Raw genomic sequence first — 13,554 nt, 5'->3', positions numbered from 1 at the left:
ATCGATTTTGACAGGAGCCAGTCTCAAAATGACTAGAGCACGAAGCAGAAGCAGGGGCGCGAGCGTAGCTAACCTGCCGTGGAGGCGTTCAGCAGGTACCGCTGCGCCTGTTGCCGCTTCTGCGCATAGTTGCTGAGCAGCACTTGCTTTGATTTCCCTTCGTTGTCGTAAAACAGGCCGCCTTTATCGGCGATAAAGCGATAATGGTGTTCAATCTGGTTTATAACCCAGTCAATGCGTTGCAAGGTGAGCAAGGTACAAGACTGGCCATGCAGATCATCTTCGATATCCAGTACGTGGGAGCGGAAGGCCTCCAGGAAAAATAACTGGCTCAGCGCGGCAGAGTCCGCCAGCGCTGATTCCCAGCGTGCCGTTATCTGCTGTAAATGAGCCTGCACCTGCGGGGCAGCCCACCGGGCGCGTAGCCAGGCGAGCTTACGCCGGTAGCTTTCAACCGCTAGTCGCTTCAAATCGCGATAGTGCGCCAGCTGCTGCTCCGCGCCGGGGACCTGGGTCATCAGCCAGTTAAAAAAGAAGCGGGTCTCAAAGCGCTCGACAAAGTGAAAAAGGGGATCGGCCAGACCGTTGCTGTTGAATTCCCTGAGCGGATCGAAGGGATACATATAGCCAAAATCGAATAGCCACAGATGCTCCTCCCGGTCCACCAACAGATTTCCATTACAAAGATCCCACTCCATCAACCCCTGTTCTTCGCAAGCTTCCAGGGTAGTAAATAGCTGGGCGATCAGCGACGGGGTCAGTTGGTGAATCAGCTCGCCATCGATCCACGGAGAGAGAAGAATGCCGAGACGATAATCAGCATACAGCGTTGGGACGATGTGGGCGAAGCTCGGGGCGGTGACAGGGTTATCCTTCAGCCGCAGCAATGCCTGCCGGCTCTGCACTTCATTTAAAAACGACAGCTGGCCGTTAAGGTTGGCAACGCCAGCGACAGCGCGTCGTTTTTTTAAATTATACTCCTCGCAGCCGATGCGCAACCGGTAAACCTCACCGGTCAGGCCAGAACCGTATACCTGCACCACATACGGTGAATCGGGGCCCAGCGCGGCGAGGGTCTCCGGTGGCAGCGGGCAGTGGCTGACGTCGCCTACAATAAGGGCTTCTCCGCTGCGGTCAAACGCCTGCTGTTGCTGTTGTCTGAGGTTCATGGTGTCTCCGGGAATCTTTCGGCATCGAGAACGTACCGCGCTATAACACCTGAAAGCGGTAGTAAAAACATCCTACCTCCGACTGCCTTTTCAGGCTGAGCGGTGGCGCACCAGCGGAGGAAGCCAGGGGCATAGGGAAGTGGTCGGGACAGATGTTGTCAGCCTCGGTGGGTTTTAGCAGCCTGTTTATTCGCCTCATAGCGCTTCACTGCTCTTGACCCTTTTTTTACTCTAGCTCGTAATGTAAGCACACCTGTTTTAGTTCCACGCACTTTTTGAGAGTTCCGGTTTTTCAGCCATCAGCCGGTACTCTTCCGGCGTCAGATTATTCAGAGATTCATGAGGTCGCTCGCCGTTATATTCCATCAGCCAGCGCTCGGTAATTTCCCGTGCTTCATTCAGTGTTCTGAACAGGCATGATCTATGAACCGTACCGGGTTTCTTGGAGACTAAACTCTCAGTGAAAGGAGACCCAAAATGAAATCACAATCCGCCAAACGCTATCCCCCTGAACTGCGTGAGCGCGCTGTCAGAATGTTGTTGGAACACCGTGATGAGTATGACTCTGAGCCGGATGCCATTCGTGCCATATCGTCAAAAATCGGGTGCCATTACGACACCCTACGAGCCTGGTTGCGTCAGCATAAAAATGATGTCCGTGGTGGTGTCAGCCCCGTCAGCACTGATGATGGTGGACTGAGCACCAATGAGCGCCAGCGTTTAAAAGAACTGGAGCGTGAAAATCGGGAGCTACGCCGCAGCAATGATATATTGCGCCAGGCCTCAGCTTATTTTGCTCAGGCGGAGCTCGACCGCCACTGGAAAAAATAATGCCACTTATGCAGCGTCTGAGTGGTACACACGGGGTCGGGCCGGTATGTCGCGAACTGGATATTGCCCCGTCGACATATTACTGGCATCAGCAACGCCAGCTACATCCTGAGAAATGTAGCCAACGAGAAAAGTGCGATGCTCAAATCATCCAGGAGATAAAACGCGTTTACGGAGAAAATTACAGTGTCTATGGGGCACGAAAAGTCTGGCGTCAGTTGCTCCGCGAGGGCTTTAGCGTCGCCCGGTGTACTGTTGAACGCCTGATGAAAATAATAGGTCTTCGGGGCGTACTCCGTGGCAAAGTCATCAAGACCACGATCGGTCGTAAAACAGCGGCAGCAGCGGATCTGGTAAACCGCCAGTTTGTGGCAGAACGTCCCAATCAGCTTTGGTGTGCAGATTTTACGTACGTTAGCACCTGGCATGGCTTCGCCTATGTGGCGTTCATCATCGATGTGTTCGCAGGCACGATCGTTGGCTGGCGGGTCTCATCGTCGATGGAAGCAAGATTCGTGCTGGATGCTCTGGAACAAGCTCTGTGGGCACGTCGCCCCTCAGGTACAATCCATCACTCGAACAAGGGCTCCCAATACGTGTCACTGGCGTACACCCAGCGGCTGCAGGAGGCGGAGCTGTTGGCGTCGACAGGCAGTACAGGCGACTCTTACGATAATGCCCTGGCCGAGAGTATCAATGGCCTTTACAAAGCGGAAGTGATCCACCGTAAAAGCTGGAAAAACCACACGGAAGTGGAGCTTGCGACACTGGCGTGGGTGGACTGGTTCAACAATCGAAGGTTACTGGAACGGCTAGGACACATACCGCCGGTAGAAGCCGAAAAAGCTTATTATGCTACCAGTACAAATAATGATCTGGCAGCCTGAGCTTCCGGACTAAACACTCTCCAAAAAAACCGGGGCGGTTCAGTGCGGACTTAACAGCGCCCCTCTTGGCACATCCCTGACGTCCCCACCTTCCAGGCTTTTACCTCTTTCAACCGCTCACATTGCTCAAAACCGTATACCACTTAAAATCGAACTTCCGATATACGGATCGGTATCCTGTATCATGCGATATGCCAACAGATACCATCAGATATTATGAGAACAAGAAACGAACAGAATTTAGAGTATCTAGCTGATTTCAGAAATAAAAAAAGCCGCCCTTAGGCGACTTAATTGCATCGTATGGTGCCGAAGGCCGGACTCGAACCGGCACGTATTTCTACGGTTGATTTTGAATCAACTGCGTCTACCGATTTCGCCACTCCGGCACGGAAAGGATACGGAAAACGTTCTGGATTATACCTGTCGCACGCTGCCATGCAAGCAACGTTGCATTCACCTGCCACCAAGTGATGAATTTTTCATCGGCTCAGTGTGTTAGCCTCTTCAGGGCACATTTTTCCCTCCTCTATACCCCCCCATCCCCCCTCCTTCTGCCAAGCGTCCCCTCGCCCCATGCTCTACACTTCCTTCTTAACTACGCCAAACCCAAGGAAACTGTCATGAGCACTATTAAAAGTTACGCCGCCAAAGAAGCGGGCGCCGATCTGTCGCTGTGGGAGTACGATGCCGGCGACCTTAAGCCGGAAGATGTCGAAGTGCAGGTGGAGTACTGCGGGATCTGCCACTCCGACCTGTCGATGATCGACAATGAATGGGGCATGTCGAGCTATCCGCTGGTGGCCGGTCACGAGGTGATTGGCCGGGTGGCGGCGCTGGGCAGCGCGGCGCAGGATAAAGGGCTGAAGGTTGGCCAGAAGGTCGGCATTGGCTGGACGGCGCGCAGCTGCGGCCACTGCGACGCCTGTATCAGCGGCAACCACGTGAACTGCCTGGAAGGCTCGGTGCCCACCATCATCAACCGCGGCGGCTTCGCCGATAAGCTGCGCGCCGACTGGCAATGGGTGATCCCGCTGCCGGAAAACGTCGATCTTGAATCCGCCGGGCCGATGCTCTGCGGCGGCATTACCGTCTTCAAACCGCTGCTGATGCATCACGTCACGGCCAACAGCCGCGTCGGCGTCATCGGTATTGGCGGCCTCGGCCATATCGCCATCAAGCTGCTGCACGCGATGGGCGCGGAAGTCACCGCCTTTAGCTCCAATCCGGCGAAAGAGCAGGAAGTGCTGGCAATGGGCGCCGATCGCGTGGTGAACAGCCGCGATCCCGAAGCCTTAAAGGCGCTGGCCGGCCAGTTCGACCTGATTATCAACACCGTCGCCGTCGACCTCGACTGGCAGCCGTACTTTGAAGCGCTGGCGTACGGCGGCAACTTCCACACCGTCGGCGCGGTGATGAAGCCGTTCCCGGTCCCCGCTTTTACCCTGATTGGCGGCGACCGCAGCATCTCCGGTTCGGCCACCGGCAACCCGGCCGAGCTGCGCAAGCTGATGAAATTTGCCGGACGCAGCAAAGTCGCGCCGACCACCGAGCTGTTCCCGATGTCGCAGATCAACGAGGCGCTGAAGCACGTTCGCGAGGGCAAGGCCCGCTACCGTGTGGTGCTGAAAGCCGACTTCTGATCGTTTCTCGTCATGCTTCAGGCCGCAGCCGCGCGGCCTGAACGCCACTGACCGGGGTGATGCCGGGCGGCCCGTCTGCCCGGCGCTTGTTTCCCTGGTCATTAAACCGTCATCTCCCCGCCATACGTTTGCAGTCAATCCTTCTCACAATCCGGGCTTCTACAAACGCCTGAATGAGACGTCCGCCACCATGAGAAAAACCTGGCTCCCCTGGCTGATACTGTCGCCTTCCCTGCTGTTTTTATTGCTGTTTACCTGGTTCCCCCTCGGGCGATCGATTTATGACAGCCTGTTCGATACCCGCATGGTCAGCGACGGCGGCCAGTATGTCGGGCTGGAGAACTTCAGTCGTCTGTTCGCCGACAGCGTCTTCTGGCAGTCGCTGGTGAATAACCTGCTTTATATCCTGCTGACGGTGGTACCGGGCGTGACCCTCGCCCTGCTGCTGGCGGTCGCCCTGACCGAGAATCACCGCGTCAACCGCTGGCTGCGCACCGCCTTCTTCTTCCCGATGATCATCCCGATGGTCAGCGCCGCCGCGCTGTGGCTGTTTATCTTTATGCCCGGCCTTGGCCTGCTCGACCACTATCTGGCGAAGCTGTTTGGCCCGATGAACAACAACTGGCTGGGGCGCAGCAACAGCGCGCTGCTGGCGCTGGCGCTGATTGGCGTGTGGAAGTTCGCCGGTTACTACATGCTGTTTTTCCTCGCCGGGCTGCAAAGCATTCCGGCCTCCACGCGCGAAGCGGCGATCGTGGAAGGCGCCACCCGCACGCAGGTGTTCTTTAAGGTCACGCTGCCGCTGCTGCGCCCGACCCTGAGCTTCGTGATAACCACGGCGCTGATCTACTCCATCACCCAGATCGACCACGTGGCGGTGATGACCCGCGGCGGGCCGGATAACGCCACTACCGTGCTGCTCTACTACATCCAGAACCTCGCCTGGGACACCCATGATTTAGGTAAAGCTTCCGCCGCCACCTTCCTGACGCTGGCCGGGCTGTTTGCCTTCTCGCTGATTAACCTCAAACTGCTGGAGAAAGGAGCGCACTATGAGCGCTGAAATCTCGCCGCTGGCGCTGCGATCGCACAGCGCGTCGCGCCCGCTCTGGCTGCGCCTGCGCCGCTCGCAGCCCTTTACGCTCACGGTATTAATGTGCTGCCTGGCGCTGCTGTGGATGAGCCCGTTTTTATGGATGCTGGCGACCTCGTTCAGCGCCACGACCTTCGGCGAGGATATGGCCTCGCTGCTGCCCCGTATGCCGCTGACGCTGGATAACTTCCGCGATGCCTGGGCCAGCGCCGACTGGCTGAGCCTCTACGCCAATACCCTTATCTTCACCTTCGGCACCTTCTTCGTGCAGCTGTTGACCATCACCACCGCCGGCTACGTCTTCGCCTGCCACGAGTTCCGCGGCAAGAAGACGCTGTTCCTGATGTTCCTCGTCCAGCTGATGATCATGCCGGTGGTGATGATGGTGCCGAACATGCTGACCCTGAAAACCTTCGGCCTGCTCAACACCCTCACCGGGGTAATGATGCCCTACTTCACCTCGGCGTTCGGCGTGTTCCTGATGCGTCAGGCGTTTCTGGCCATCCCCAAAGAGCTGGAAGAGGCGGCGCTGATGGAGGGATGTCGCTGGTGGCAGGTGCTGTTCCGCGTGCTGCTGCCGATGTCCTGGCCGTCGGTGCTGGCCTTCGCCACCGTCAGCATTACCTACCACTGGAACGAGTATCTGTGGCCGCTGATGATGCTGAACGACCCGGACAAACAGGTGCTGACCGTGGGGCTGGTCTCGTTCGCCATGGGCGCCGAATCCGGCGGTCAGTGGGGCATCATCGGCGCCGGCACGCTGATGGTCTGCCTGCCGCTGATGCTGGCGTTCATCCTCTTCCAGAAACAGTTCCTGCGAAGCTTCGGCTTCTCCGGGATCAAATAAGGAGCTCTTCATGCTGTTAGCGCAAATTTCCGATACCCATTTCCGCAGCCGCGGCCAGAAGCTGTACGGCTTTATTGACGTCAACGCCGCCAATGCCGACGTCGTCTCCCAGCTGAATGCCCTGCAGGAGCGTCCGGACGCAGTGGTGGTGAGCGGCGATATCGTCAACTGCGGCCGCCCGGAAGAGTATGAGGTCGCCCGCCAGATCCTCGGCAGCCTGAACTATCCGCTGTATCTCATTCCCGGCAACCACGACGATAAAGCGCTGTTTCTGGAATATCTGCATCCGCTGTGCCCGCAGCTCGGCAGCGATGCGCAAAACATGCACTACGCGGTAGACGATTTTGCCACTCGCCTGCTGTTTATCGACTCCAGCCGGGCGGGTACGTCGAAAGGCTGGCTGACCGAGGAAACCATCAAGTGGCTGGAGGCTCAGCTGTTTGATGGCGGCGATAAACCGGCGACGGTGTTTATGCATCATCCGCCGCTGCCGCTGGGCAACGCGCAGATGGACCCTATCGCCTGCGAAAACGGCCATCGTCTGCTGGCGCTGGTTGAGCGTTTCCCGTCGCTGACGCGCATTTTCTGCGGCCATAACCACAGCCTGACCATGACCCAGTATCGCCAGGCCATCATCTCCACCATCCCGGGAACCGTCCACCAGGTGCCCTACTTTCATGAAGATACCCGTCCGTATTACGACCTCTCTCCGGCGTCGTGCCTGATGCATCGCCAGGTCGACGAGCAGTGGGTGAGCTATCAGCATCCTCTGACCCACTACGCCGGACCGTGGATGTACGACGAAAATATCAGCTGCCCAACGGAAGATTGCTAAACGCCATGCTTAGTCTGCAAAACATCAGTAAACAGTTTGACGGTAAACCGGCCCTCAGCGCCCTGTCGCTGGATATTCGCGAAGGGGAGTTCGTGGTGCTGGTGGGCCCGTCCGGCTGCGGTAAAAGCACCCTGCTGCGCCTGCTCGCCGGGCTGGAGCCGGTCAGCGAGGGGGAGATCTGGCTGCACGATGAGAACATCACCGAAATGTCGCCCAGAGAGCGCAACTTCGCGATGATCTTCCAGAACTATGCGCTGTTTCCGCACCTGTCGGTGCGCGACAACATCACCTTCGGCATGAAGGTGCGCAAAGAGGAGAAGACCAGCTGGCAGCCGCGGGTGGATAAAGTCGCGCAGATGCTGCAGCTGGATACCCTGCTCGATCGCAAACCGGCGAAGCTCTCCGGCGGCCAGCGGCAGCGGGTGGCGATGGCGCGGGCGATTGTGCGCAATCCGCGCCTGTTCCTGATGGATGAGCCGCTCTCCAACCTCGACGCCCGCCTGCGTAGCGAAGTGCGCGACAGCATTATGGACCTCCACCAGCAGCTCAGAACCAGCACCGTCTACGTCACCCATGACCAGACGGAAGCGATGTCGATGGCCGACCGCATCGTGGTGATGAACGGCGGCCACGTACAGCAGGTCGGGCGACCGGAGTATCTGTACGCCAACCCGGCCAACCTGTTTGTCGCCGGGTTTATCGGATCTCCGGCGATGAATCTGCTCTCACTGCCCTGCGCTGATGGTGAGGTATTACTGGGTGAGCTGCGCTATCCGCTGCCGCCGCGCTACCGTGAAGAATCCCGGGTATGGTTAGGCATTCGCCCGGAACATATCAGCGACCGCGTGGAGGAGAGCCATCTGCGCCTGCCCGCCACCGTGCTGCAACGAGAACTGATGGGAGCCGATTATTTGCTCCACGTCAGCACCCCCATCGGCACCTTACGCTTTAGCCGTCGCCATCGAGGCGCGGTGCCGGAGAAAGGCGATTCGCTGATCCTCGGCTTTTCACCTGCCGATGTGCATCTTTTTCATGCTGAGAAACAGCATAATTTAGCGCCGGTACATCAGGCGTAATTGTTGCAGTCAGTTTGGACACGGACAGCGCGGAAGAACCGGAGCGTACGTGTAGTACGTGAGGATGATTCGCTACGCTTCCCCTTCGGGCCACCCTGAAGGGTGTTCAAAACTCTACGAGTTTTGTCTGAGCACTGCCCAGGGCCAAACTGGCAAATAAAATAGCCTGTGGACAGGTGCTTACTGATGGAGACAAACCATGTTTAAACCTCTCACCGCTCTCGCGGTTGGGCTCAGCCTTGCCCTGAGCGGCGCGGCGCTGGCGAAAGAGAAGATCGACTTCATGTTTCCGGCGCCGGTGGACGGCAAGCTGACCATGGAGATGACCCGCGTCATTAAGCAATTCAACGAGTCGCAGCAGGATGTCGAAGTACGCGGGATCTTTACCGGCAACTACGACACCACCAAGATCAAAGCCGAATCGGCGCAGAAGGCCGGGCAGCCGCCCGCGCTGGTGATTATGTCCGCTAACTTCACCACCGATCTGGCGCTGAAGGGTGAGATCCTGCCGATGGACGAGCTGTTCCAGTATGGCGATCAAAAAGCGGGGGATTTTCTGGTGAAGGCGTTCTGGCCCGCAATGCATAAAAACGCCCAGGTGATGGGCACCACCTATGCGATCCCGTTCCATAACTCGACGCCGATCCTCTACTACAACAAAACGATGTTCGATCGGGCCGGGATCAAACAGCCGCCGCAAACCTGGGCCGAGCTGCTGGCGGACGCCAGAAAGCTGACCGACGAAAGCAAAGGCCAGTGGGGGATCATGCTGCCGTCGACCAACGATGATTACGGCGGCTGGATCTTCTCGGCGCTGGTGCGCGCCAACGGCGGGAAATACTTTAACGAGGACTATCCGGGCGAAGTCTATTACAACACGCCAACCACCATCGGCGCCCTGCGCTTCTGGCAGAACCTGGTCTATAAAGACAAAGTCATGCCTTCCGGCGTGCTGAATTCGAAACAGATCTGCGCCAGCTTCTTCTCCGGCAAAGTCGGAATGGCGATGCTGAGCACCGGCGCGCTGGGCTTTATGCGCGAGAACAGCAAAGATTTTGAGCTGGGCGTGGCGATGCTGCCGGCCAAAGAGCAGCGCGCGGTACCGATCGGCGGCGCCAGCCTGGTCAGCTTCAAGGGCATCAACGACGCGCAGAAAAAAGCGGCGTATCAGTTCCTGACGTATCTGGTGAGCCCGCAGGTCAACGGCGCCTGGAGCCGCTTTACCGGCTACTTCTCCCCGCGTAAGGCCGCCTACGATACGCCGGAAATGAAGGCGTATCTGCAGCAGGATCCGCGCGCGGCTATCGCCCTCGAACAGCTGAAGTATGCCCATCCGTGGTACTCCACCTGGGAGACCGTTGCCGTGCGTAAAGCGATGGAAAACCAGCTGGCCGCGGTGGTCAACGATGCCAAAATCACCCCGGAAGCCGCGGTGCAGGCGGCACAGAAGGAGGCCGATGCGCTGATGAAGCCCTACGTCGATAAGACCGCGCTGGCGGAAGTGAAGTAGGCCTTTCCCTCACTATCTCTGCAGATAGCTGAGGTATCTTCTGCAATACCGTACGGAAGCAGTGTGCCCCCTCCCCCTTTTCAAGGGGAGGGGATCGTTCGATACGGCTCGTTAGCCCGGTCCGTGCAGACCGCTGAGCACCGCTCCAGCATTGCAGATACCGTTGGCAATCAGCGTTACACTTTATCCGCCTGCGATTCAGCCACTATTCGCCGGGCCCTGGCGGCCTGCCCTTCTTCACTGGTGTCCAGCTTATCCCGCAGATAGTGCTCAATTTGTTCAAGACTACGGTGGCGGGTTTCCGGTACGCATTTAATCACGAATATCGCACCGAATACGCCAATACCGGCGAAGATAAAGAAGGTGCCTGAAAGCCCTAACCACGCCAGCAGTATCGGGAAGAACAGGGAGATCAGGAAGTTGGCAATCCACATTGAAAATACCGCCCCCCCCATAAAAATACCGCGCAGGCGAGTTGGAAATATTTCCGACATGAGCAGCCAGGTCACTGGCGATAGCGCCCCCTGCTGAAAGCTCAGAAACAGTAACATCCCTGCCAGAACCATATAGGCGCGCAGCGCATCAGGCTGGCCGTTAACCGTCTCCGGCAACAGATAGCTGACCGCACCGATAAAAACCAGGCAGGCGGTGCAGCCGAACTGACCAATCATGGTCATCGGGCGACGGCCAATTTTGCCAAGCATCCAGATGCCAACGAATGTCATCAATACTGAGACTACGCCATTGGCGATAGTGGCAAACAGCGCGGCATTATCAGTCATACCAACCGAGGTCAGTACCGTGGGGGCATAGTACATAATGGTATTTACACCGGTAAGCTGTTGGATAACCGCTATACCAATACCGATCATAAACAGCTTGAACAACCACGGGGTCATAATCTCGCTGAACCGGGGCTTACCGAGATTGCGCTGCTCATCCAGCGTTTCGGTGATCTCCAGCAGCTCCCACTCAACATCATCTTTATGCCGGGTGCGCTCAAGCACGCGACGGGCTTCCGCCAGGCGCCCTTTCATCGCGTACCAGCGCGGTGAATCCGGCATAAACATCATGCCAAACCAGAGCAGCACGGCGGGTAGCGTCGCCACCGCCAGCATCCAGCGCCAGGTGCTTTCCCCGCCCCAGACTTCATGGAACGTGGCATTAGAAATATAGGCCAGCAGCTGACCGGATACGATCATCAGCTCCTGCAAAGTAACCAGCTGTCCGCGCTTATTCGCGGGAGCTATCTCGGCAATATAGACCGGTACGGTGGCCGCCGCCCCGCCGACCGCCACGCCGAGAATAAGGCGAAAGAAAATCATCCAGTTAACGTCCGGCGCCATAGAAGTGCCTATCGCGCCGATGGCAAAAAGCACCGCCAGCCACAGAATAATTTTCTTTCTGCCCGCCGCATTCGCCAGATTGCCAGAAAGCAGCGCGCCAAAGGCGGCGCCGAATAGCAGCGAGCTGGTGACCAGACCGGTGGTAAAGGGAGTAAGATGAAGCTCGGTGCCCATAAAGAGTAAGGCACCGGAAATCACCCCGGTATCATAGCCAAAAAGTAAACCGCCAAGCGTCGCGATCAGGGCGACAACTTTTACAAAGGGCGTTGTCGGGGTCTCGCTATTCGGTCCCGACGCTTTATTGAGTGTAAGATATTGTTCCTTAGACATAATAGACTCCAGTAACCCGCCTTGTTTGAGGGAAGATTTGCTCTAGTCTGAATGCAGAGGCCGAGGCCTCACCGACGTGTTGTTTTCGTTCTACGTCTTGAGCTACTGCTGAGTGATGGGGTAAAAAAAGCAGGCCATACGACGTATGGCCTGAAAATAAAACAACGATTAGATTCCTGCCGTCTCGCGGATATACTTGCGCGCTTTTACGGCGTATTCGAATGGGTTGGCCAGCGCCGGATCCTGCTCGGCCTCAACCACCATCCAGCCTTTATAGCCATGCTCGTCCAGCAGCTTGAACACCGGACGGAAATCAATGACGCCGTCGCCCGGCACGGTGAAGGTCCCCTTCTTCACGCCGTCCAGGAAGGAGAGCCCTTCGCGACGCACCTGCTCGATCACCGGCGGACGCACGTCTTTCAGGTGCACGTGGTTAATGCGCGGCAGATATTTTTTCAGAATCGCCAGCATCGGCTCTTCGCCGCCTTCGGAATACCAGGCGTGTCCGGTGTCGTAGAGCAGGAAGACTTTGTCATCCACCAGCGACATAAACTTGTCGATCTCTGCCGTCGTCTGGATACCGGTGCCCATATGATGGTGCAGACAAACCTGCATGCCCTTTTCCGCCGCCAGACGACCGAGGGTGTTATAGCCTTCCGCCACCCGCTGCCACTCTTCTTCGCTAAAGCACGGTTTCGCATTCTCCAGAATGGGCTTTTCCAGCCCCTGGATGCTGCCGCTCTGCTCAGAGCAGCCGATCACTTTCGCGCCCATAGCATGCAGGAAATTCATGTGGTTAACGAATTCATCAATGGTCTTTTCCCGCTGGCCGTTAGCAAAAAAGGTGCTGAACCAGGCGTTGCAAATCTGAATGCCGCGGATATCCAGCATCGGCTTGAGAACCGCCGGATCGCGTGGATATTTGCTGCCGACTTCGCTGCCGGTAAAGCCCGCCAGCGCCATTTCGCTGACGATTTGCTGGAAAGTATTCTCGCTGCCCAGCTCCGGCATATCGTCGTTAGTCCAGCCAATCGGGGCGATAGCCAGTTTTACGTTATCTTTGTTCATAGTAGGGGGCTCCTGCCGCTGCGCCTTACCGGCGCAGCAATTCACGTTCGATGAGTTCACGGGTTTCCACTGCCTGGTATTTCATCTTTTCCGGGTAGCCGAACAGCGAGGTGGCCACAATCGGCTCACCGCCGACCTTGAAGGTCTGCTCGGCAAATTTCATATCGCGCAGGGTGCGGAACAGCGCGTCGAAATCAACATCCCCTTCTCCGACGCCCACGTGCTGGTGAACGACGGCATCTACGCCCGGTGGGTTAACGATATAGCGGCAGTGTTTTGTATGGTTGCGGGTATCCGCGATCAGCACATGGGAGAGATCGCTTCCCGCGTAGCGCAGCATCTTCTCAACGTCGCCCACGCCTTTGTCATAGAAAAAGGTATGCGGGACGCTGTAAACGTACTTAACGTTATCGCTGCGGAACGACTTCACGATATCGACGGTTTCATTGTTCTCTTCGCAGAAGTCCCACGGATGTGCCTGAATTTCAACGCGGATGCCTTCGCGCTCAAAAATCGGCAGCAGCTCTTCCATGGAGCGATAGAACATCTCATCGCAAATCTCCGGCTGGTTAGGATCGCCGGAGAACTCGGTGTTGATCACCTGAACACCCATTTCAACCGCGATTTCGATCAGCCGTTTCCAGTTTTTCACTGCCGCCTGACGGCGCAGCTCATCCGGACCGGACCAGCGGTAGACGCAGATAAACGAGGAGAGTTCCACGCCGGTATCGCGCAGCGCCTGCTTGTACTCAGCCATAATTTCCCGGCTGGCGCGCGGGTGCTTGTAGAACGGGTTGATCTGCGGGTGCGGCGATTGCTCAATGTACTTGTAGCCCCACTCCGCCACCTGATGGACCATTCGGGTTACCCCGAGGTCTTTAATGACATCAACGTCAAAAGCAATTTTCATCGTCGTTAC

General features: G+C 57.2%; 11 protein-coding genes, 1 tRNA gene, 1 pseudogene and 1 other annotated feature. Of the genes and pseudogenes, 7 read left to right on the top strand and 6 right to left on the bottom strand.

Annotated features, from left to right (window positions below; all coding sequences use genetic code 11):
- Positions 1-68 precede the first annotated feature (68 nt).
- Positions 69-1,169 (bottom strand): protein kinase family protein, encoded by a 1,101-nt coding sequence (locus tag CDA56_RS04280; RefSeq protein WP_049593807.1) that lies wholly within the window; start codon positions 1,167-1,169, stop codon positions 69-71.
- Between the two features lie 258 nt (positions 1,170-1,427).
- Positions 1,428-1,583 (bottom strand): annotated as a pseudogene (locus CDA56_RS04275) (integrase core domain-containing protein); the annotation flags it as partial.
- A 63-nt stretch (positions 1,584-1,646) separates the two neighbouring features.
- Here CDA56_RS04275 and CDA56_RS04270 point away from each other — a divergent pair.
- Positions 1,647-2,887, top strand: a protein-coding gene (locus CDA56_RS04270) for an IS3 family transposase (protein ID WP_165795153.1) whose coding sequence is annotated in 2 segments (ribosomal slippage) — positions 1,647-1,962 and positions 1,962-2,887 — 1,242 coding nt in all. Because the reading frame shifts where the segments join, the coding sequence is not laid out codon by codon here.
- Positions 1,955-2,071, top strand: a sequence feature (AL1L pseudoknot). (Overlaps the previous gene by 117 nt.)
- Before the next feature lie 304 nt (positions 2,888-3,191).
- Here CDA56_RS04270 and CDA56_RS04265 read toward each other — a convergent pair.
- Positions 3,192-3,276, bottom strand: a tRNA-Leu gene (locus CDA56_RS04265).
- Between the two features lie 234 nt (positions 3,277-3,510).
- Here CDA56_RS04265 and ahr point away from each other — a divergent pair.
- The 6 genes from ahr (at position 3,511) to CDA56_RS04235 (ending at position 9,891) form a co-directional block, all read left to right on the top strand.
- A complete protein-coding gene (gene ahr / locus CDA56_RS04260) occupies positions 3,511-4,530 on the top strand; it encodes an NADPH-dependent aldehyde reductase Ahr (protein WP_004128305.1) in 1,020 nt (339 codons plus the stop codon).
- Between the two features lie 190 nt (positions 4,531-4,720).
- The gene (locus CDA56_RS04255; protein WP_014227687.1) at positions 4,721-5,593 is read left to right on the top strand and encodes a carbohydrate ABC transporter permease; all 873 of its coding nucleotides are present in this window, start codon (positions 4,721-4,723) and stop codon (positions 5,591-5,593) included.
- The gene (locus CDA56_RS04250; protein WP_004108826.1) at positions 5,583-6,470 is read left to right on the top strand and encodes a carbohydrate ABC transporter permease; all 888 of its coding nucleotides are present in this window, start codon (positions 5,583-5,585) and stop codon (positions 6,468-6,470) included. The genes CDA56_RS04255 and CDA56_RS04250 overlap by 11 nt, the downstream gene beginning before the upstream one ends.
- A gap of 10 nt (positions 6,471-6,480) precedes the next feature.
- Positions 6,481-7,305 carry a phosphodiesterase gene (locus tag CDA56_RS04245; RefSeq protein ID WP_025107467.1) on the top strand — a complete coding sequence of 275 codons (825 nt, stop codon included), beginning with the start codon at positions 6,481-6,483 and terminating at the stop codon, positions 7,303-7,305.
- A 5-nt stretch (positions 7,306-7,310) separates the two neighbouring features.
- Positions 7,311-8,381 (top strand): ABC transporter ATP-binding protein, encoded by a 1,071-nt coding sequence (locus tag CDA56_RS04240; protein ID WP_032694862.1) that lies wholly within the window; start codon positions 7,311-7,313, stop codon positions 8,379-8,381.
- 199 nt (positions 8,382-8,580) lie between these two features.
- Positions 8,581-9,891 (top strand): ABC transporter substrate-binding protein, encoded by a 1,311-nt coding sequence (locus CDA56_RS04235; RefSeq protein ID WP_103814248.1) that lies wholly within the window; start codon positions 8,581-8,583, stop codon positions 9,889-9,891.
- A 176-nt stretch (positions 9,892-10,067) separates the two neighbouring features.
- Here the strand turns inward: CDA56_RS04235 and CDA56_RS04230 are convergent, their stop codons facing one another.
- The 3 genes from CDA56_RS04230 to CDA56_RS04220 form a co-directional block, all read right to left on the bottom strand.
- Complete coding sequence (locus tag CDA56_RS04230; protein ID WP_014837228.1) at positions 10,068-11,567, bottom strand: sugar porter family MFS transporter; 1,500 nt, start codon at positions 11,565-11,567, stop codon at positions 10,068-10,070.
- Between the two features lie 168 nt (positions 11,568-11,735).
- Positions 11,736-12,635 (bottom strand): myo-inosose-2 dehydratase, encoded by a 900-nt coding sequence (iolE, locus tag CDA56_RS04225; RefSeq protein WP_004098147.1) that lies wholly within the window; start codon positions 12,633-12,635, stop codon positions 11,736-11,738.
- Positions 12,636-12,660: 25 nt separating this feature from the next.
- Positions 12,661-13,545, bottom strand: coding sequence for a sugar phosphate isomerase/epimerase family protein (locus CDA56_RS04220; RefSeq protein ID WP_004098146.1), 885 nt, complete (start codon positions 13,543-13,545; stop codon positions 12,661-12,663).
- Positions 13,546-13,554 lie beyond the last annotated feature (9 nt).

It is taken from the genome of Klebsiella michiganensis (genome assembly GCF_002925905.1).
Taxonomy (GTDB): Bacteria; Pseudomonadota; Gammaproteobacteria; order Enterobacterales; family Enterobacteriaceae; genus Klebsiella; species Klebsiella michiganensis.
Note: the sequence above shows the minus strand (reverse complement) of the source record. Positions and strands in the feature narration are given on the sequence as shown.